Origin of the sequence: Lentzea xinjiangensis (assembly GCF_900110955.1) — a bacterium.
Lineage (GTDB): Bacteria > Actinomycetota > Actinomycetes > Mycobacteriales > Pseudonocardiaceae > Lentzea > Lentzea xinjiangensis.
Window position 1 is genome coordinate 15,555 of record NZ_FOFR01000032.1, and the last position, 20,092, is coordinate 35,646.

Annotated in this window: 17 protein-coding genes and 2 tRNA genes; 5 read left to right on the forward strand and 14 right to left on the reverse strand. The window is 72.7% G+C overall.

What is annotated here, in order from left to right; genetic code table 11:
* Positions 1-50 precede the first annotated feature (50 nt).
* Entirely contained in the window at positions 51-1,793 is a 1,743-nt protein-coding gene (locus BMW88_RS38540; protein WP_089961429.1) for a proline--tRNA ligase, read from the reverse strand.
* A 134-nt stretch (positions 1,794-1,927) separates the two neighbouring features.
* Between BMW88_RS38540 and BMW88_RS38545 the strand changes: the two genes are divergently transcribed.
* Positions 1,928-2,287 carry a VOC family protein gene (locus tag BMW88_RS38545; RefSeq protein ID WP_089961433.1) on the forward strand — a complete coding sequence of 120 codons (360 nt, stop codon included), beginning with the start codon at positions 1,928-1,930 and terminating at the stop codon, positions 2,285-2,287.
* 491 nt (positions 2,288-2,778) lie between these two features.
* Here the strand turns inward: BMW88_RS38545 and BMW88_RS38550 are convergent, their stop codons facing one another.
* On the reverse strand, positions 2,779-3,738 hold the full coding sequence (locus tag BMW88_RS38550; RefSeq protein ID WP_089961437.1) for a GNAT family N-acetyltransferase: 960 nt from the start codon (positions 3,736-3,738) through the stop codon (positions 2,779-2,781).
* Between the two features lie 84 nt (positions 3,739-3,822).
* Here BMW88_RS38550 and BMW88_RS38555 point away from each other — a divergent pair, with 84 nt between their 5' ends.
* Complete coding sequence (locus BMW88_RS38555; protein WP_089961440.1) at positions 3,823-4,578, forward strand: SAM-dependent methyltransferase; 756 nt, start codon at positions 3,823-3,825, stop codon at positions 4,576-4,578.
* Here BMW88_RS38555 and BMW88_RS38560 read toward each other — a convergent pair.
* The 3 genes from BMW88_RS38560 to BMW88_RS38570 all read right to left on the reverse strand — a co-directional run bounded on the left by BMW88_RS38560 (position 4,579) and on the right by BMW88_RS38570 (position 6,085).
* Positions 4,579-4,650: transfer RNA gene (locus BMW88_RS38560), tRNA-Glu, on the reverse strand.
* A 6-nt stretch (positions 4,651-4,656) separates the two neighbouring features.
* Positions 4,657-4,729 (reverse strand) — tRNA-Gln (locus BMW88_RS38565).
* Positions 4,730-4,747: 18 nt separating this feature from the next.
* Complete coding sequence (locus BMW88_RS38570; RefSeq protein WP_218148386.1) at positions 4,748-6,085, reverse strand: hypothetical protein; 1,338 nt, start codon at positions 6,083-6,085, stop codon at positions 4,748-4,750.
* Between the two features lie 60 nt (positions 6,086-6,145).
* On the opposite strand from BMW88_RS38570, the gene yaaA reads away from it, so the two are divergent.
* The 3 genes from yaaA (at position 6,146) to BMW88_RS38590 (ending at position 9,792) form a co-directional block, all read left to right on the forward strand.
* Positions 6,146-6,874 (forward strand): peroxide stress protein YaaA, encoded by a 729-nt coding sequence (gene yaaA / locus BMW88_RS38575; RefSeq protein WP_089961446.1) that lies wholly within the window; start codon positions 6,146-6,148, stop codon positions 6,872-6,874.
* Positions 6,875-7,077: 203 nt separating this feature from the next.
* The gene (locus BMW88_RS38585) at positions 7,078-8,040 is read left to right on the forward strand and encodes a serine protein kinase RIO (protein WP_425434732.1); all 963 of its coding nucleotides are present in this window, start codon (positions 7,078-7,080) and stop codon (positions 8,038-8,040) included.
* A gap of 231 nt (positions 8,041-8,271) precedes the next feature.
* Positions 8,272-9,792: a DEAD/DEAH box helicase gene (locus BMW88_RS38590; protein ID WP_089961451.1), complete on the forward strand. Its 1,521-nt coding sequence runs from the start codon at positions 8,272-8,274 to the stop codon at positions 9,790-9,792.
* A 231-nt stretch (positions 9,793-10,023) separates the two neighbouring features.
* Here BMW88_RS38590 and cobA read toward each other — a convergent pair whose 3' ends face one another.
* The 9 genes from cobA to BMW88_RS38635 all read right to left on the reverse strand — a co-directional run bounded on the left by cobA (position 10,024) and on the right by BMW88_RS38635 (position 20,067).
* Positions 10,024-11,229, reverse strand: a complete 1,206-nt coding sequence (gene cobA, locus BMW88_RS38595) for a uroporphyrinogen-III C-methyltransferase (protein WP_089961454.1) — start codon at positions 11,227-11,229, stop codon at positions 10,024-10,026.
* Between the two features lie 51 nt (positions 11,230-11,280).
* Positions 11,281-11,994, reverse strand: a complete 714-nt coding sequence (locus tag BMW88_RS38600) for a PIG-L deacetylase family protein (RefSeq protein ID WP_089961457.1) — start codon at positions 11,992-11,994, stop codon at positions 11,281-11,283.
* 51 nt (positions 11,995-12,045) lie between these two features.
* Positions 12,046-12,822 (reverse strand): S1 family peptidase, encoded by a 777-nt coding sequence (locus BMW88_RS38605; RefSeq protein WP_089961459.1) that lies wholly within the window; start codon positions 12,820-12,822, stop codon positions 12,046-12,048.
* A gap of 152 nt (positions 12,823-12,974) precedes the next feature.
* Positions 12,975-14,231, reverse strand: coding sequence for a cobalamin biosynthesis protein (locus tag BMW88_RS38610; protein ID WP_089961462.1), 1,257 nt, complete (start codon positions 14,229-14,231; stop codon positions 12,975-12,977).
* Positions 14,228-15,049 carry a hypothetical protein gene (locus BMW88_RS38615; RefSeq protein ID WP_089961465.1) on the reverse strand — a complete coding sequence of 274 codons (822 nt, stop codon included), beginning with the start codon at positions 15,047-15,049 and terminating at the stop codon, positions 14,228-14,230. Before BMW88_RS38615 ends, BMW88_RS38610 begins: the two co-directional genes overlap by 4 nt.
* On the reverse strand, positions 15,049-16,104 hold the full coding sequence (locus tag BMW88_RS38620; RefSeq protein WP_089961468.1) for a cobalt-precorrin-4/precorrin-4 C(11)-methyltransferase: 1,056 nt from the start codon (positions 16,102-16,104) through the stop codon (positions 15,049-15,051). Before BMW88_RS38620 ends, BMW88_RS38615 begins: the two co-directional genes overlap by 1 nt.
* Before the next feature lie 30 nt (positions 16,105-16,134).
* Positions 16,135-17,508, reverse strand: a complete 1,374-nt coding sequence (locus tag BMW88_RS38625; RefSeq protein ID WP_089961586.1) for a cobyrinic acid a,c-diamide synthase CobB — start codon at positions 17,506-17,508, stop codon at positions 16,135-16,137.
* Positions 17,505-18,119, reverse strand: a complete 615-nt coding sequence (gene cobO, locus BMW88_RS38630; protein ID WP_089961471.1) for a cob(I)yrinic acid a,c-diamide adenosyltransferase — start codon at positions 18,117-18,119, stop codon at positions 17,505-17,507. Before cobO ends, BMW88_RS38625 begins: the two co-directional genes overlap by 4 nt.
* 10 nt (positions 18,120-18,129) lie before the next feature.
* Entirely contained in the window at positions 18,130-20,067 is a 1,938-nt protein-coding gene (locus tag BMW88_RS38635; protein ID WP_089961474.1) for a putative cobaltochelatase, read from the reverse strand.
* Positions 20,068-20,092: the final 25 nt, after the last annotated feature.

The following is a 20,092-nucleotide window of genomic DNA, read 5'->3' on the forward strand; positions in this document are numbered from 1 at the left end:
CTGACGACGAAGGCCCGGGCACCGCGGTGCCCGGGCCTTCTGCTGCTCCGTCAGCCGCGGACGACCTGCACGAGGTGGTCGACGGCCTCCGCGACCGGCACCTCGACGCGGTCGCCGGACCTGCGGTCCTTGACCTCGACCGTGCCGTCCTTCAGGCCGCGGCCGATCACCAGGATCGTCGGGATGCCGACGAGCTCGGCGTCCGCGAACTTCACGCCGGGGCTCGCCTTGCGGTCGTCCAGCAGGACCTTGAGGCCCTTCTCGCTGAGCTGCTTCGCGAAGTCCTCACCGGCGCCCAGCAGCGTCTCGTCCTTGCCGGCGACGACGACGTGGACGTCGGCGGGGGCGACGTTGCGGGGCCAAATCAGACCGCGGTCGTCGTGCGACTGCTCGGCGATGGCCGCGACGAGCCGCGAGACGCCGATGCCGTACGAGCCCATCGTGATGCGGACGGGCTTCGAGTCCGGGCCGAGGGCGTCGAGCGAGAACGCGTCCGCGTACTTGCGGCCGAGCTGGAAGATGTGGCCGATCTCGATGCCGCGCGCGGCGACCAGCACGCCCTTGCCGTCGGGCGACGGGTCGCCCTCGCGGACCTCGGCGACGTCGATGACGCCGTCCGGCGTGAAGTCGCGGCCCACGACCAGGTCGACGACGTGGTGGTCGGCCTTGTCCGCGCCGGTGACCCACGCGGTGCCCGTGACGACGCGGGGGTCGGCGAGGAAGCGGACGCCGTTCGCCTGGATCGCGCCCGGACCGATGTACCCCTTGACCAGGAACGGGTTCTTGGCGAAGTCGGCCTCGTCGAGCATCGCGACCTCGGCGGGCTCCATGGCGGCCTCGAGGCGCTTGAAGTCGACCTCCCGGTCGCCGGGGACGGCCACGGCGAGCAGCTCCCAGTCCTTGCCGGGCTGCCGGAGCTTGACCAGGACGTTCTTCAACGTGTCCGCCGCGGTGAACTTGCGGTCCGTGGTGGCGTTGAGGAAGTCGACCAGCGTCTCGATGGTCGGCGTGTTCGGCGTGTGGTGCACCTGTGCCGCGGGCTTGTCGTCGATCGGCTGCGCGGCGGGCACCGGCGTCGTGACGGCCTCGACGTTCGCCGCGTAACCCGACTCGGTGCTGCGCACGAAGGTGTCCTCGCCCGTCTCGGCGACGGCGAGGAACTCCTCGGACGCGGACCCGCCCATCGCGCCGGACGTCGCCGACACGATCACGTACTCGAGGCCGAGCCGGTCGAAGATGCGGATGTAGGCGTCGCGGTGGTCCTGGTAGGACTTGCTCAGGCCCTCGTCGGTGAGGTCGAACGAGTACGAGTCCTTCATCAGGAACTCGCGCCCGCGCAGGATGCCCGCACGGGGACGCGCCTCGTCGCGGTACTTGGTCTGGATCTGGTACAGCGTGACGGGGTAGTCCTTGTAGGAGCTGTACTCGCCCTTCACCGTGAGCGTGAAGAGCTCCTCGTGCGTGGGCCCGAGCAGGTAGTCGGCGCCCTTGCGGTCCTTGAGCCGGAAGATGTTGGGCCCGTACTCCTCCCACCGGTTGGTCGCCTCGTAGGGCTCCTTGGGCAGCAGGGCGGGGAACTGGATCTCCTGCGCGCCGAACGCGTCCATCTCCTCGCGGACGACGGCCTCGATGTTGCGCAGGACCTTGAGCCCGAGCGGCAACCAGGAGTACCCGCCCGGCGCGACGCGGCGGACGTAGCCGGCGCGCACCAGCAGCTTGTGGCTGGGCACTTCGGCGTCGGCCGGGTCCTCGCGAAGAGTGCGCAGGAACAGCGACGACATCCTGGTGATCACGGTGGGTACTCCTCGTTCACGGGCTGTCGGAGCAGCCTACTGGTTGCGCCGCCCGCCAGTGCGCGGCGGCGGGTCGCACGGTCCCTGAACTGCGCGGACCGGACTTGTCAGACCTCCTGAGTAGCGTCCCCGCCATGTCCCTGACGATTGACATGATCACCATCGACACCGGCGACGCGCGCAAGCTCGCGGAGTTCTGGACGGCCGCTCTGGACACGACGATCCAGAACGACTGGGGCGAGTTCATCGTCCTCGCCCCGCACGCGGGAACCGGCCCGGCCCTGGGCATCCAGCAGGTGCCGGACCCGACAGCGGGCAAGAACCGGATCCACTTCGACTCGCACGTGCCGGACCGCAAGGCGGAGGTGGCCCGCCTGGTGGCGCTCGGCGCGCGCGAGGTGGCCGTGCACAGCGTTCCCGGCCTGGTGTGGTCGGTGCTCGCCGATCCGGACGGCAACGAGTTCTGCGTCGGTCAGGCCGGCGAGGAGCTCTAGGCCGCCTGATCGGGCCGGTCGGCTGCGAACCGGTGCGCTCGTGCCGGCGGGCGCACCGGGTTCGAGGTGGCCGGGTGGGCTACGAGGTCGCCGGGTTCGGCGGGCGTGCCGGTCCAGCGAGGTCGCCGGGTTCGGCAGGCGTGCCGGTCCAGCGGGACCGTCGGTTCGACGGGACCGCCGGGTTCGGCAGGCGTGCCGGTCCAGCGGGACCGTCGGTTCGACGGGGCCGCCGGTTCGACGGGCGTGCCGGTCCAGCAGACGTTCCAGTTCGACGGACACGCCAGTCCAACCGACCCGTCGATCCGACCGACCCGTCGGTTCGGCGGCGTGCCAGTCCAACGGCCCGATCCCCGCACACGGGAGCCGAGCCGACCACCCGAGCCAACTACCCGAGCCGCCGACAGCAACCCACCGACATCCGCCGATCACCACCGACCGACCACCACCGACCGATCACCACCGAAGCACCACCGACCGATCACCGGCCCGCACTACCCCGGCGCGACCGGCAACCCGTAGTCCACCCACGTCCGCACCACCTCGAACCCCGCCCGCTCGTACACCCCGAGCGCACCGGTCGGGTTGGCCGAGTCCACCGACAGCCCGGCACGCTGGTAGCCCTGCGCCCTCGCCTGAGCCAGCGCGTGGCTCAGCAGGGCCGAAGCCACCCCGCGCCCGCGGTGCTCCGCGAGCGTGCCGACGTCCCCGATCCACAGCTCGCGCACGCCGGTCCTCTCCAGCACGACCGGGTAGTGCCGCGCCAGCACGAAGCCGGCCACGGCCCCGCCGGCGAGTGCCAGGAAGGAGGTCTCCGGCACGAACCGCTTGCTGTCGGTGAACGACGCGGCCCATTCCGCCGGAGTGCGTTCGACCGAGCCCCAGTGCCCCCGGAACGCCGCGTTGCTCACCTCGCGGACCTCGTCGTCGCGAGCCGCGGAGAACGGCACGACCTCGTAGGCGGACGGCACCGGGACCTGGGCGAGTGACTCGCCCAGTGCCACCTCCAGTTCGAAGGAGCGCCGGTCGGCGGTGAAGCCGAGCTCCTCGACCAGCGCGATGTGGCCCGCCGAACGGCTTTCGACCATGGTGCACACGTCGAGTGGCATCGCCGGGTGGCGGGCGAGGTGCAGCTCTCGCGCCATCGCCACGAGGCGCGTCAGCAGTTCACGGCCGATGCCCTGCCTGCGGAACCGCGGGTGCACCGCCCCGTCGAGGCGGACGCGGTGCGTGCCGACGGGTGCCCCGCGGAGCACGACCAGGCCGTAGGCCGCGAGAACGCCGGACGCGACGACGGCGGCCGACCCGCCGGGCAGGTCGGTCTTGGCGAACGACGCGGCGAAGTCCTCTTCGGACAGCAGGTCGCCGGTGTCGTCCGCCGCCTCGGCCGCGGTGTGCAGCGCGGCCACCTCGGGGATGTCCGCCGTCGTGAGAGCGCGCCACACGAGTTCCACGCGACCGAAGCTACGGGGAGGTGGTGCCACCACCAACCGAATATCGCCTTGCCCCCGGCGGGCCGGAAAGCCATCCTGCGTGTGATGACGACACCGGAGATCACGCCGCTGCACCAGGACCTCACCTTCCACGGACCGCTGTCGGAGGAACGGGCCGCCCGCCTGATCCGCTCGCTGCTGCCGCTCGACGGCGGGCACGTGTTCGACGCCGGGTGCGGCTGGGCGGAGTTCCTGCTGCGCGTCCTCGAGGCCGCGCCGTCCGCCACCGGCACGGGTGTCGACCTCGACGCCGAGGCCATCGCGCACGGCCGGGCCAACGCCGAAGCCAGGGGGCTCGCAGCGCGCGTCAGCCTCGAGGTGGGCGACGTGGCCCAGTGGCAGCTCGGCGGGCCGGTCGACGTCGTCGTGGTGAACGGCGCCAGCCAGGTGTGGGGCGGAGATCCGTTGCAGTACACGGCGAACGCGCTCACGGCCGTGCGGGGGCTGCTGCGACCGGGTGGGAAGTTGTTGCTGGGCGAGGGTTTCTGGGAACGCGAGCCGACCGCGGACGAGCTGGCCGCGATGCCGATCCCGCGCAACCAGTACAGCTCCCTGGCGGACCTGGTCGACCTGGCGCACACGCACGGGTACCGGCTGCTCGCGGTGGAACAGGCGAGCCTCGACGAGTGGGACGTGTTCGAGAACGGGCACGCCCTCGCGCGGGAGCGCTGGCTGCGCGAGCACCCGGACGCCGAGCACGCCGCGGAGATCAGGGCGAGGGCCGACGCGCACCGCACCTACCGCTTGCGCGGATGGCGCGGCACGCTCGGCCTCGCGTACCTGACGTTGCAGGCTCCCTGAGAACCACGACCGGGCTCGAACCGGCGTCCTCCCGGATGAGAGCCGGGTGCTCCACCACTGAGCTACGTGGTCCACGCGTCCGGCCGACCGGGCTCGAACCGGCGTCCACCCGGTCCCAGAGCCGGGCGCTCTACCACTGAGCTACAACCGCACGCGGTACCAGCATCACTCAGCCGCTCGCGTCCTGTCCACCGAATACCCGGGTCGACAGCGGCTTGCCGCTGAACACCCGTGCGCGGCGCAACACCATGGCCCACACCGGATCCGACACCGTGACGCCGTGCACGAGCTCCGGGGTCGGCCGGAAGCGCGCGATCGCGCGGTGCGTCCGCGGTGCCGTCCACCCGGAACGTTCCGGATCGACGCGCTCCTCACGGCACGCCGCCTCCACGTCGGCACGCGTGCAGGTCGCCGTGCCGTCGAGCACCTCCCAGGGCAACGGCAGACGTGACCACACCGCGGTGTCCGGGTGCAGGCCACCGCCCACCTCCCGGTGCCACGCGGCGAGGTCGGCGGCCATCACGCGCATGACCTTGCCCGGCCACGCCTCCGCGATCAGCGAGGTCAGCCCCGCCGCGTGCAGCGAGGTGATCCAGCCGCTGCGCGCGGCGTTGTAGGCGCCCGCCAACGCGTTCCACGTCGACGAGTCGACACCGCCTCGCACGACCATGGTCGCCCGGTCGATCTCGGACGAACGCCACAGCTCGGCCAGGAGCGCGGCCACCGACCTGGTCGCCGCGGACCACCTGCCGAGCAGCTCGCCGAGCTGGTCGGGCCGCAGCCGGCGCAGGACGTCCCACGTCGGGCAGGCCAGCGCGATCATCTCCCAGTCGGTGCCGCGGTGGGCCTTGCAGCGCGCGAACAGGACGTCCGCCACCTGGTCGAACGGGTTCTCGCGGCCCGCGAGCGAGAACTCGCGGCGCAGCTTGCGCCGCGCGGTGTAGTAGGCGACGAAGCACGCCGCGTCGACGTCCGCGCGGAACCGGTCGCTGTCGATCGCACCGGCGAACCCGGCCGACGCGAGCAGCGTCATGCGGCGCATCACCTGCATGCGTTCCAGGCGGCCCGCCTTCGCGGAAAGCCGGCGCAGCACGCGGAAGCGCCGGTTGTACTGGCGCTTCGACAGCTCGATGCCCGCGGCGGCCCGCGCCGTCCGGTTGAGCCGGTCGGCGAGGAAGTCGGTGTGCTCCGGGTCCCAGTCGATCTCCGCGCCGGCCAGCGCCGCGAACTCCAGCACGGAGATCGGGTCGTCGGGGTCGACGACGGCACCGTCCACCCCGAACACCACGCGGGCCGCCTCGACCTGGCGCGCGGCCCCGACCGGGCGGGCGTAGTCGGCGTTCATCCCGGAGAAGCCGAGCCAGCGGTGCGCGTGCGACGCCACGGCGTCGACCACCGCGCGCTCACGCCGCGTCAGCTCCGGCTGCGCCTCCAGCACCAGGACGGCCACGTCCTCCGGGCGCAGCCGTGCGTCGAGCGAGTCGTACAAGCGGTCCAATGCGTCCACGCACACCAGAGCACCACGCCGGTCCAGCGGTTTTCCGGAGTTGCCCTACTCTTGCCAACCGTGCTGGTGCTGCTTCCCCCGTCGGAGACCAAGGCGATCGGCGGCGAGGGCCCGCCGCTCGACCTCGGCGCGCTGTCGTTCCCCGAGCTCACCCCCGTGCGCGACAAGCTGGTGTCCGCGCTGGTCGACCTCGCGAAGGACGTCCCGGCGAGCATCGAGGCGCTCGGGATCTCCGAACGCCAGGCCGACGAGGTGCACCGCAACGCCGCCCTGCGCACGTCGGCGACGACGCCCGCCCTCCTGCGCTACACCGGCGTCCTCTACGACAACCTGGACTTCCCGTCGCTCAAGAAGGCCGGAAAAGACCGCGCCCGTCGGCGGCTCGCCATCGCGTCGGCGCTGTTCGGAGCGGTGCGCGGCGGCGATCCGGTGCCCGCGTACCGGCTGTCCGGCGGCACCACCCTGCCGTCCCACGGCAGCCTGCGCACGGTGTGGAAGCCGGTCCTGGAGCCGCTGCTCGCGAACCTCGACGAGTTCGTCGTCGACCTGCGTTCGGGCGCCTACTCGAGCCTCGCGAAGATCCCGCACGCCGTCGTCGTCCGGGTGGTCACGAGCGAGGGCAGGGTCGTCAGCCACTTCAACAAGGCCCACAAGGGGCTGCTCGCGCGGGCCATCGCCACCGCCGCCACCGAGCCGAGCGACCTGAAAGGCCTGGTCAGGCTCGCGGAGAAGGCCGGGATTCGGCTCGTGCCGACCGGCGAGAAGACCGCGGACCTGATCACCGGTTAATTCGGTTGCGCGCTTCAGGGGCGGCCGGGCAAGCTCCACCGCAGCCGAAGCGCGGCGTTGAGGAACGAGGAGGTGCGTTGTGTCAGAGCCTGTCGACGGACGTGGCACCGCGACCCGTCCCTCCGCCCCTCGCGCCTGATCAGCACCGTTTGATCGCAGAGCGCCTGTGGGGCGGTCACCTCCACTTCCCGGGAGACCCCACCGTGCGCGAGCACGACCTTTACGAGCGTTACGAATCCTCTTTCGACGACGACGCCGATCTGATGCGTCGCAAGGGAAAGCGCGGCAAGAACAGCGATGCGGGGCCCACCCGCCGCGGCCGCATGACAGAAGAAGAAAAGCTGCGGATCGCCCGCCTGCGCGAGGACCAGCTCAGCACCGCGGACACCCCCGAGGACGGCGACCGCTGGTCCACCTGGGGCGACGCCGAGCAGGGTCCCGCACCGCACCCGAGCTGGCTCGTCACCGAACTGGCCGCGGTCGACCGCGAGCTGGGGATCGTGAAGACCGGCAAGGAGGCGGACGTCTTCCTGCTGGAACGCGCGATCGGCGAGAAGGCGTGCCTGCTCGCGGCCAAGCGCTACCGCAGCAACGACCACCGGATGTTCCACCGCGACGCGGGGTACCTGGAGGGTCGCCGGCTGAAGAAGTCCCGCGAGACGCGGGCCGTCCAGAACCGCACCGCGTTCGGGCGCAACCTGATCGCGGAGCAGTGGGCGGTCGCGGAGTTCGCCGCGCTCGCCAGGCTGTGGCGGATCGGCGCACCCGTGCCGTACCCCGTGCAGCGCAGCGGCACCGAGCTGCTGCTGGAGTTCATCGGTGACGACGAGGGCAACGCCGCCCCGAGGCTCGCGCAGGTCCGTCCCGGCGAGGACGAGCTGCTCGACCTGTGGCGCCAGCTCGTCGGCACGTTGACGACGCTCGCGGAGGCGGGCCTCACCCACGGCGACCTGTCCGCGTTCAACCTGATGGTCCACGACGGCAGGCTGGTCATGATCGACCTGCCGCAGGTGGTCGACCTCGTCGCGAACCCGCGCGGGGCCGAGTTCCTCGACCGGGACGTCCGCAACATCTGCGGGTGGTTCGCCGCGCGCGGCCTCCCGCCGGAGATCGGCGACCCGTCCGCGCTGGTGGAGACGCTGCTGGACGTGGCGGGCACGTCCTGAGGCGCGGACGCGCGCGGCCGTGTCCAACGACACGGCCGCGCGCGCACCGGATTGGCATAGATCAGCTAGACTGTTAATGCACCGATGAAGGCTTGACCGCCGTTGACCGGTGCGTCCACCCACTCATTCAGGCGTGACCACCACGCCGGGCTCGTCCTTGTGAACTGGCACCGCGGTAAGCGCGGGGCAGCCTTGAGACGTGCCATGTCTCGGAGGTTTGTTTTGCCGACTATGTCCGAAGGTCGTTCCGAGCGCTCTTTCAGCCGCAGGCCGCGGCGCCGCTCGGGCCGCCAGGGCAACTCCTCGCGTCCGCAGCAGCGGGTCGAGGAACCGATCGTCGCCGAGCACTTCGAGAGCACGCTGCCGGAAGGCCCGCTGCCCTCGTTCGCCGAACTCGGCTTGGCCGACGCGCTGATCAAGTCGCTCGTCGCCAACGAAATCACCGAGCCGTTCCCCATCCAGGCGGCCACCCTGCCCGACGCGATGTCGGGCCGGGACATCCTCGGCCGGGGCCAGACGGGCTCCGGCAAGACGCTGGCGTTCGGCCTCGCGATGCTGACCCGCCTCGCGGGCGGCCGCTCGGTGCCGCACAAGCCGCGCGGACTGATCCTCGTGCCCACCCGCGAGCTCGCGATGCAGGTGGAGACGGCTCTCACGCCGCACGCCCGCGCGCTGGGCCTGTGGTGCCGCGTGGTCGTCGGCGGCACGTCGTTCCCCCGCCAGATCGACCACCTGCGGCGCGGCGTCGACCTGCTGATCGCCACGCCGGGTCGTCTGTCCGACCACGTCCGCCAGGGGACCTGCGACCTCTCCGAGGTCGAGATCACCGCGCTGGACGAGGCCGACCAGATGGCGGACATGGGCTTCATGCCCCAGGTCCGCGCGATCCTCGACCTGACCCCGCAGGACGGCCAGCGCCTGCTGTTCTCCGCGACGCTCGACGGCGACGTGGACAAGCTGGTCCGCCAGTACCTGCACAACCCGGTGACGCACTCGGTGGCCCCGGCCACGGCGAGCGTCACGACGATGGAGCACCACCTGCTGTTCGTGTCCGCTGAGGACAAGCAGAACGTGGTGACCGAGGTGGCCGCGCGCGAGGGCCGCACGATCATGTTCGTGCGCACCAAGCACCACGTCGACCGCCTGGCCAAGAAGCTGCGCTCGGTCGGCGTCAACGCCGGCGCGTTGCACGGCGGCAAGGCGCAGAGCGCGCGCACGCGTGTGCTCGGCGAGTTCCGCGAGGGCACCATGCCGGTCCTGATCGCCACGGACGTCGCCGCGCGCGGCATCCACGTCGACGACGTCTCACTGGTCGTCCACGTCGATCCGCCGGCGGACCCGAAGGACTACCTGCACCGAGCGGGCCGCACGGCTCGCGCGGGCCAGTCCGGCACGGTCGTCACGCTGGTCACGCACGACCAGCGCCGCGCCGTCCAGGGCATGGCCGCCCGCGCCGGCATCCACCCGGAGAGCACGAAGGTGCGCCCCGGTGACGACGACCTGATCCGCATCACCGGAGCCCGCACCCCGAGCGGCGAGCCGATCGTGGAACGCGAGAAGCCCGCCCGCCGCAGTGGCGGCACCGGCCGTCGCTTCGGCGCACCGGCCACCGCCGGCCGCGGCGGCTCCGGCCGTCGCTCCGAGGGCGGCGAGTTCCGCGGTGGTCCGCGTCGTGCGGAGCGTTCCGAGGGTGGTCGCACCTTCGGCCGCACCGAACGCACCGGGCGTCCGCGCCGGGCACCGCAGCACTGATCCGTACACCGTGAAGGCCGCCTCCCCGCTGCGGGGAGGCGGCCTTTGCCGTGTGTGGGGCCGGTGGCCCGTGCATCGTGTGGCGGGTGTTGTTCACGGACGTGGCGCCCGCCCGAAGCGGCCCGGCCGACGTGGCAGCCGCTACCCAGACGCAGGCAGCCCGCACATCACCCGGCAGGCGCCGCCCACGGACGTGGTACCGGCCGAACTGCCCCTCAAGCGACTACGCGCTCACTCCGCGGGCGCGATGCCGGCCACCGGCCCGACCACGATGATCGCCGGCGGGCGGATCTGCTGCGCCTCCATGTCGGCGGCCAGCGAGTCCAAAGTGGACCTCAGCACGCGCTGGGACGCCGTGCTGCCTTCCTGGACCACGGCGACGGGGGTGGAGCCGGGACGGCCCTGCATCAACGCCGTGGCGAACGCACCGGCGCGTTCGACTGCCATCATCAGCACGACGGTGCCTTGCAGGCGTGCGATTGCGGGCCAGTCGACGAGAGAGCGCGGGTCGTCCGGGGCGACGTGGCCGGAGACGACTACCACCTCGTGCGCCACGCCTCGGTGCGTCACCGGCACACCGGCCAGGGCCGGCACACCGAACGCCGACGTCACGCCTGGCACGACGGTCACCGGGATGCCTGCCTCCGCACACGCCAGCAGCTCCTCGAAGCCGCGCCCGAAGACGTACGGGTCGCCGCCCTTCAGGCGGACGACGAACTTCCCCTCCTTGGCGCGGTCGACCAGCGTCTGGTTGATGAACTCCTGTGTGGCCGCACGGCCGTACGGGATCTTCGCCGCGTCCACGACCTCGACGTGCGCGGGCAGTTCTTCCAGCAGTTCGCGCGGTGCCAGGCGGTCGGCCACGACCACGTCGGCGTGGGCCAGCAAGCGCTTGCCCTGCACGGTGATCAGCTCGGGGTCGCCGGGACCGCCGCCGACCAGCGCGACACCGACCGGCGGCGTGGCCTGGTCGGCGATGCGGCCGTCGCGCAGCGCCGCCACGAGGCCGTCGCGCACCGAGGCCGAACGGCGGTGCTCACCGCCCGCCAGCACGCCGAGCAGCATCCCGTCGTGCGTGCCGGTGGCCGGTGTCACGGCCGTGCCCTCGACCGCGATGTCCGCGCGCACGCAGAACACACGCTGAGACAGCGCCTCTTCGCCGATCTGTGCGTTGACCTCGATGTCCGACGTGCAGGCCAGCACGTACCACGCGCCCTCGACGTCACCGGCCTCGTAACGGCGCCGGTGCCACGTCAGCTCTCCCGCGTCGACCATGCCCTGCACGGCGGGGGTCACGGACGGCGACACGAGATCGACGACGGCGCCGGACGCGATCAGGCGGGGCAGGCGGCGCTGCGCGACCGTGCCTCCGCCGACCACGAGGACGCGCCGGCCCCGCAGGTCGAGGCCGGCCAGGTAGTGCTGTTCAAAGGGCATGCGTAGAAGCATCCACACCGGATCCGCCGTGTCCAGCCGAAGGGAACATGGTCACAGCGCCAGGAGCTCGAAGGAGGTCGCCAGCACCCCGCCGAACCGCGTTCCGACCGCCTCCGCCATCGAACGGAGGAACGGCTCCGGTTCGGCCATGTCGCCGCTCAGCGCCTCCAGATAGAGCTTGTGCGCGCGCAGCGAGGCCACCGATGCATCGAACGAATCGGTGATGTCCACGGCGTGCGTCGCCAACGGTGAGGACGCCGCCGCCACGTACTTGACGCCGTTCCACGGCTCAAGTCCCTGGTCCTGGAAGATCCACCGGTTCCCCGCGTCCCGGACCGCGTCCACGGTCGCCCGCCCGACGGCGATGTGGTCCGCCATGTTCAGGCCACCGGTGGGCCACGTCTCGCGGTAGTTGCCGGTGATCACGCACTCCGGCCGGTGCCGGCGGATGGCGGCCGCGATGTCGCGCCGCAGCGGAACGCCGTACTCGATGATGCCGTCCGGGTGGTCGAGGAACTCGACCTCCGTCACTCCCACCGCCGCGCAGGACGCGATCTGCTCCTCCACCCGCAGCGGCGCCGCGGTCGCGGGGTCCATCGAGTCGATCCCGGCCTCGCCGCGGGACGCGAGCAGGTATGCGACCTTCTTGCCTTGAGCGGTCCACCGCGCGATAGCGCCCGCACCGCCGTACTCCATGTCGTCGGGGTGAGCGACGACGACCAGTGCGCTCGACCAGTCCTCGGGCATCGCTTCGAGATCAGCCATGCAGGCAGGGTGCACGCTGAAGCGCGCACCCTGCAACAGAACCGCGACCGCTCAGAGCTGAGCGGTGATCTCCGAGTAGTACGTGGCGATCCGGCCGTACACGCCGGGGTAGCCGGCACTGGCGCAACCGCGGCCCCACGACGTGTCACCGATCAGCTTGCCGCCGTAGACCAGCGGGCCACCGGAGTCGCCCTGGCAGGTGTCGACGCCGCCCTGCGGGAAGCCCGCGCACACCATCGCGGTGCTGCTGTACTGCGAGTACGCGGTCCGGCAGGTCGCGTCCGAGGTCAGCGGCACGTTGGCCTTGAGCAGGTACCGCGAGGCGGAACCACCGGAGGACGTGGTGCCCCAGCCGAGGATCAGCGCGGAGTTGCCCGCCGCGTACAGGGCCGTGTCGGACGGGGTGGCGAGCGGCAGGGTGGCGGAGCTGATGTTGCGGTCCAGCGTCAGCACGGCCACGTCGTAGCCGGAGGTCGCGGTGCGGTAGCTCGGGTGCACCCAGATGCGGGTCACGCTCGCGACGGTGCCCGCGGTGCTCTGCTTGTCGTCACGCCCGTGCACCACGCGGGTGCTGGAGGCGGAACGGCCGGACACGCAGTGGGCGGCGGTGACGACCTTGTTGGCCTTCACCAGCGTTCCACCGCAGAACTGCGAGCCGGACGTCGACGCCAGGTAGACGACCCACGGGTACGTCGACGTGCTGGCGCGCGTGCCACCGACGATCATCGGTGAGACGTCGTCGGCGTTGGCGGCCGGGGCGACGAAGAAGATGCTCGCGAGAGCGGACACCACAACGGACACGATCAGGCGATGCAGGGTTTTCGCCATGTTGCAGTCCTTCCCGATGGTGCTGTGTGCAGGGAGTCGAGCAGCAGCCCACACAGCGTCACGGGCGGAGAATCAACGGCACAACCGCCACTAGTCGGGCAACTCCGGCTTCACAGTTGACTCACACGCGAAGAACGCCAGCGATTCCCGACTCAGCGATTCTCCACTCCGGGCACCACGACCACGTCGGCGTCGACCGGACCGTCCAGCGTCGGCCCTGCTCCGAAAGCGACGAACGCGACCGCCGCGCCGCGTGCCGCCAGCTCGCACGCGCCCTCGTGGCGGATCTCGGTGCCCGACCGCAGCAACGGCCCGACGGCGTCGATCGCCTCGGGTGCGCCGACCACGAACGCCGCTCGCCTGATCTCCGCTTCCGCGCGCGGCGTGCGCTCCTCCGCCCCGCCAGGGCCGAGCCCGACCAGCGCGAGCCGTCCCCGCGGCAGCACCCGCGCGGCGGCCACGGTCACGTTGTCCCGCTTGAACTTCTCGGCCGCCAGCTCGACCTGGCCGCCGTGCCCGATGCTCCGCGCGCCCCGCAACGCCGCCGCCTCCGCGACGCTCGCGGTGCCCATCGAGTTGCGCACCACCGAGCTCGGGTTCGGCACGCCGATCTCCGCGAGCTCCTCGGTCGGGTACGTCAGCAGCTCGGCGGTGTCGCCGTGCCAGAAACCCCAGTCCTCCACGGCGTCGACGATGCCGGGCTCGTCGGCCTTGGCGTCCGCGGTCGCGAACGCCTTGATGGCGCGCAGGTCCAGGCCGCCCTGGGAGTCCAGTTCGGACAGTGCGGCACCGACGCTCGTGGCCGAGGCACCCCGCGTGGAGCCCACGCCGACGACGAGGGTGCGCGGCACGATCCGCAGCACGTTGCCCTTCGTCGCGGCGGCGCGGTCGTCGACGACGATCACCCACGTCGCGTCCTCGCCCTCCGCCACGACGTTCGGCGGCAGTGCGGGCAGCGGGAAGCTCAACGGGTTGCGCAGCACCACCTTCTCGCCCGCGTCGATGGCCGCGACGCAGGCCTCGACGTCGCCGTCCGCGGTGGCGTCGAGCTGCTCCACCAGCTCGTCGAGCACCGAGTCGATCGACGGGCCGCTGGTCACCACGGCCGTGCGGTTCAGCAGGTCCGCGACCTGGCGGGCGAGCGCGTCCGCGGCACCGGCCAGCGCCACCGCGAAGTGCTCGTCCACGCACACCACGGCGGGGTCGGTCCGCCTGTCCCGCAACAGGGGCGCGATCAGCCGGACCGCGGAGCCCGCGTCCAGGAACAGCACCACCGCGCCGAGCCGCGGCCACAGCTGGTGCAGGGCCGGTTTGACCAAGCCGTCCGGCACGACCGCGTCCGCACCCAGCAGGCCCGCGAGGTCGGCCGCGTCACCGCGCCGACCGGGGCCGGCGAAGACTCCGATCACTTCTTGGTTCCCCACAACACCGTCACGGGCACCGCCGGGGCGAAACCCGAGTCGAGCAGGCGCGAGGCGGTCCAGTGCACGCCCTCCACCTCGTACCCCGCGGCCTGCAACGCATCACGGGCGGGCACGATCTCGTCGACCCGTTCCGTCGCGACCACGACGCGCCGGGCGGACACCGCCGCGCACGCCTTGACCTCGCGCAGCTCACCGCGGCCGACGAACACCGCGTCGGGCCGCGGCAAGGCCGCCGTGTCCAGCTCGGCCTCCTCGACGCGGACGTCGACGCCGTGGGCGGACGCGTTCGCGATGATCCGCACGCACTGCACGGGGTCGGGCTCCACGGCGAGCACCGCGGCGCCCAGCCGCGCGCACTCCACCCCCACCGCGCCGGACCCGGCCAGCACGTCCCACACCAGCACGCCGGGACGCGGGGCGAGCCGGGCCAGCACGAACGCGCGGACCTCGGCGCCGAGCACGTGCGAACGGCTCGCGAAGGCGTCGTCCGGCAGCGCCCAGCCGTCGGCCGACCGGAGGAACTCGGTGTCCGCCAGGGACAACACCGCGTCCGGCGACGTCCAGCGGCGGGTCACCGCGTCACGCGGGTCCACAGTGGTCAGCTCGCCGCCGTCCGACACCACGAGCGTGCGGCGCCAGCCGGCGAGACCCGCGCCGATCTCGGCGGGACCGATGCCCTCGGCCAGCTCGACGATCACGGCGGAGCCGGCGCGGCACGCGTTCAGCGCGGGACGCAGGCCGTCCGCGGCGTCGACGACCTCGACGGGACGGCCCGCCGCCGCGCGCAGCTCCTCGAGTGCCATCAGTTGCCGGCGGTGCGCTTGGGCTTACGGGCGGCGGGCTTCTTCTTGGCCGAGGTGGAGGCGCGCACCGTCGGCGGCTTCGCCTTCTCCGCGGCGACGACGGTCAGCTTCGGCTTGGGCGCGGACTCCTCGGCCGGCTTGCGCACCGACTGCTGTATTTCCTCGACCGCGGTCCACGCCGGGTTCGGCTCGCCCGCGGGCGCGGGAGCCGGGGCGGATGCCGGGACGACCGGGGCGGGCGCGGGGATCGGCTCGTCGGCCCGCGTCGCGATGCGCGAGGCGGCACGGCGCGACCAGCGGGTGGGACGGGCGGCGCGGATCGGTTCGTCGACCGACGTGGTGGCCGAGGTCGAGACGCGGCGCGTGGGCGGCTTCACCGCGGTGCCGACCAGAAACAGGGTCGGGCGGTACAGCTTGTGCTGCTTCACCACCGACTCCAGCTCGCCGACCGTGGTGTGCACGACCAGTTCGTCGGCCTGGCTCACCTTGTACGCCACGACGACCGGGGTCTCGGCCGGGTAGCCGCCCTCCAGCAGCTTCTCGACGAACTGCCCGGTGCGCGCACCGGAGACCGTGGCGGCCATCGTGGTCTGCAACGCGGCGTACTCGCGGACGAGCTCGCTGCTCTCCGGCGAGATCAGCACGGCGGACGACGCCTCGGTCGCCGTGATCTCCCGGCCGATCCTGGCCGCGGCGGCGGCCACGACCGACACACCGGGCACCACCTCGACCTCGAGGCCCAGGCGCACGCACAGGTCGTGCTGCTCCTGCACACCACCGCCGGTCGCGGCGTCGCCCGCGTGCAGGCGCACGACCACCTGCCGCGAGGCGGCGGCACGGCGGTACAGGTCCGCGATCTCCTCGGCGCTCACGCGCGAGAAGTCGACCAGCTCGGCGTCGGGGCGGGCGTGCTCGCGAACGCACTCGACGTCCACCGCGCTGGGAGCCCAGACCACCACGTCGGCTTCCGCGATGCGGCGGGCGCCGCGGAGGGTGATGAGGTCGGCGGCACCGGGACCGGCGCCGACGAAGGAGACCCGACCGGTCGTCGTCACGACAGCTCCACAGGGGTTTCGGCGAGAGGCTTAAGCGAAGACCGTACCGCTTGCCGCTCCGGCCACGAACGGGTGGCAGGCCCGCACGAAACGGGCCACCGCCTCGGGATCACCGGCCGGGTGCGTGTGCAGGTAGGACGCGTGCACGCCGCCCGCCACGAAGCCCTCGGCGACCGGTCGCGAGTCGACCCCGCGCCAGTGCCAGGCCGGCGGGGCCGAGTGCGGTGTGGACAGCCGGGTCCGGTGGAACTCGTGGCCGGTCACGCGGCTGCCCGCCGGGTGCAGCGACGAGCTCGCCGACGCGACCGCGTCGCGGTAGCCCAAGGTCAGCTTCGGCGTCATGAACCCCTCGGCGTCGAGCACCCCGCACATCGGGTGCCCGTCGAGCGAGCGCGCGAGGTACAGCAGCCCGCCGCACTCCGCGTGGACGGGCGCGCCCGACCGGGCGAACCGGGCCACGGCGGCGCGCAGCCCCGCGTTGGCCGACAGCGCTTCCGCGTGCTGCTCGGGGAACCCGCCCGGCAGCACCAGGCCGGCGGTGCCTTCTGGGAGCTCCTCGTCGTGGAGCGGGTCGACGACGGCCACGGCCGCGCCCGCCGCCAGGAGCACCTCGACGTGCTCGGCGTAGCCGAACGTGAACGCCGCTCCCCCCGCCACCGCGACCAGCGGTTCGCCGCTGACCGGCTCGACCTGCGGCTCCCACGCGGCGACCGCCATCGCGGGCACGGAAGCGAGCCTGCGCACCGCGTCGAGGTCGACGTGCCGCGCCACGGCGGCGGCGATGGCGTCCACGGCGGCGACGGCCTCCTGCCCGTGCTCCACCGCCGTCACGAGCCCCAGGTGCCGCGAGGGCAGCGAGAACTGCGGATCGCGCGGCAGCACGCCGAGGACGTCGAGGCCGACCTCGTCGCAGGCGGAGCGCAGGACCTGCTCGTGGCGCTGCGACCCGACCTGGTTGAGGATCACGCCGCCGAGCCGGACCGTCGGGTCGTAGCCGCGGAACCCGTGCAGCAGCGCGGCGAGCGACCGGCTCTGCCCGCGCGCGTCCACGACGAACAGCACCGGCGCGTTGAGCAGCTTGGCGACGTGCGCGGTCGAGCCGACGCCCGCGGTGTCGACCCGGCCGTCGAACAGGCCCATCACGCCCTCGACCACGGCGATGTCGCAGCCCCTGGCGCCGTGCGCGAAGAGGCCGGGGACCCGGTGCTCGCCCACCATGACGGGGTCGAGGTTGCGGCCGGGCCGGCCGGTGGCGAGCGAGTGGTAGCCGGGGTCGATGTAGTCGGGTCCCACCTTGAACGGCGCGACCCGTGACCCCGCCCGGCGCAGCGCGGCCATCAGTCCTGTCGCGACCGTGGTCTTGCCGCTGCCCGACGCCGGCGCCGCGACGACCAGCCGGTTCACCACTCGATCCCCCGCTGGCCCTTCTGCCCGGCGTCCATCGGGTGCTTGACCTTGGTCATCTCCACCACGAGGTCCGCGGCGTCGACCAGCTTCTGCGGCGCGTACCGGCCGGTGATCACGACGTGCTGGTGCCCCGGCCTGGTGACCAGCGCCTCCACCACCTCGTCGACGTCGATCCAGCCCCAGTGCAGGGGGTAGGTGAACTCGTCGAGCACGTAGAAGCCGTGGCGTTCGGACCGCAGCCGCCGCGCGATCTCCTGCCAGCCCTCGAGCGCGGCGGCGGCGTGGTCGGACTCGGTGCCCTGCTTGCGCGACCAGGACCAGCCCTCGCCCATCTTGTGCCACTCGACGGCGCCGCCCTCGCCGGTCTGGTCGTGCAGGCGGCCGAGCGCCTTGAACGCGGTCTCCTCGCCCACCTTCCACTTGGCGGACTTCACGAACTGGAACACGCCGATGTCCCAGCCCTGGTTCCAGCCGCGCAGCGCCATGCCGAACGCCGCCGTCGACTTCCCCTTCATCTCACCGGTGTGCAGCATCAGCAGCGGCCGGTTGCGGCGCTGCCGGGTGGTCAGGCCGTCCTTCGGCACCGCGGTGGGTTGTCCTTGAGGCACGGTGATCTCCTTACGCGGCCCGGACGACGCCGGCGAGGTGGTCGGCGGACAGCTCTTCCAGGCGGACGCACGCGCCCCGCAGCGCGTCGGCGACCTTCTGCGCGAGGCCGAGCCGGACGTGGCCCTGCTCGCAGTCCACGACCACGACGGCGGTCTGCGCGAGCAGGCCCGCCGCCTTGATCGCGTCCGCGGCCGGGTCGCCGCCGAGACCGGACGAGGTGGCACGGCCGTCGGTCAGCAGCACGACGAGCGGGCGCTTGCGCGGATCGCGCAGGTGCTCGACCTCCAGCACGCGGTGGGCTTTCAGCAGGCCGTCCGCGAGCGGCGTCCTGCCTCCGGTGCGCATCTTCCTGAGCCGGGCCGCCGCCGCGTCGACGGACGTCGTCGGTGGCAGCGCGACCTCGGCCTGGCTGCCGCGGAACGTCACCACGCCGACCTTGTCCCTGCGCTGGTAGGCGTCGCGCAGCAGCGAGATCACCGCGCCGCTGACCGCCGACATGCGCTGGCGCGCCGCCATCGAGCCGGAGGCGTCGACGACGAACAGGACGAGGTTCGACTCCTTGCCCTCCCGGACCGCCCTGCGGAGGTCCGTTCCGGTCAGCACGAGCCCCGGCCCGGTGCGGCCCCGCGCGGCCTGGTGCGGCGCCGCGGTCGTCAGGGTGTCGACCAGGTGCAGACCGGTTCCGTCCACGGTGGACGACCGCACGACCCGGCCGGTGCGGGCACGGGCCCTGGACCGCTTGCCGGGCGCGCCCTCCCCGACGCCGGGGACCTCCATCAGCCGCGCCTTGAACGCGGGCGCGGGCTCGGGAGCGGGCCGGTCCTGGGGCGCGTTCCCGTTGCCGGCCGGGCCTTCCTGCGGTTCGGGCAGGTCGCCGCCGCCCGGACCGTCGTCCGGACCGCCGTCCGGTCCGTCGTCATCCGGACCGTCGTCCGGTCCGTCCGGTTCCTGCGCGTGCTCGGCCGCCTGGCGCATCGCGTCCTCGAGCTGCTGCTCCTCGATGCCCGGCTCGTCGAACGGGTCGCGGCGGCGCCGGTGCGGCAGCGCGAGCCGGACCGCGACCTCGACGTCGGACTCCTCGACGCTCTCGGCGCCGCGCCACGCCGCGTGCGCGGTCGCGGTACGGGCCACGACGAGGTCCGCGCGCATGCCGTCGACCTCGAAAGCCGCGCAGACAGCGGCGATGCGGCGCAACTCGGAGTCCGGGAGGGACACCCGGGACAGGTTCGCGCGCGCGTTGGTGATCTGCTGCTTGAGCCGCGCGTCCTCGTCGGCCCACCGACCGGCGAACGTCGCCGGGGCGGCCTCGTAGGCGAGCCGGCGGCGGATCACCTCGGTGCGCACGCCCACGTCCCGCGCCGCCTTCACCGACACGGTCAGCCCGAACCGGTCGAGGAGCTGCGGCCGCAGCTCGCCCTCCTCCGGGTTCATGGTGCCGACCAGCAGGAACTGGGCGGCGTGCGAGATCGAGACGCCCTCGCGCTCGACGTGCGCGCGGCCCATCGCGGCGGCGTCGAGCAGCAGGTCGACGAGGTGGTCGTGCAGCAGGTTGACCTCGTCGACGTAGAGCACGCCGCGGTGCGCCGCGGCGAGCAGTCCCGGCTGGAACGCCCGGACGCCCTCGGTCAGCGCCTTCTCCAGGTCGAGGGACCCGACCAGCCGGTCCTCGGTGGCGCCGACGGGCAGCTCGACGAGCTTGGCCGGACGCCGCTGCACACCCTCGTGCGGCGCGTCGGGGCAGTCGGTCGTGCCGGGCACGCAGCCGAACCGGCAGTCCCGCGAGACGTCCAGCTCGGGGAGCAGCGCGGCGAGGGCGCGCACGATCGTCGACTTCGCGGTCCCCTTCTCCCCGCGGACGAGAACGCCGCCGATGCCGGGGTGCACGGCGTTCAGCAGAAGGGCCAGCCGGAGGTCGTCGTGTCCGACGACAGCCGAAAAGGGGAACATGCTCGGTGAAGTCCTTCCTCGGGTG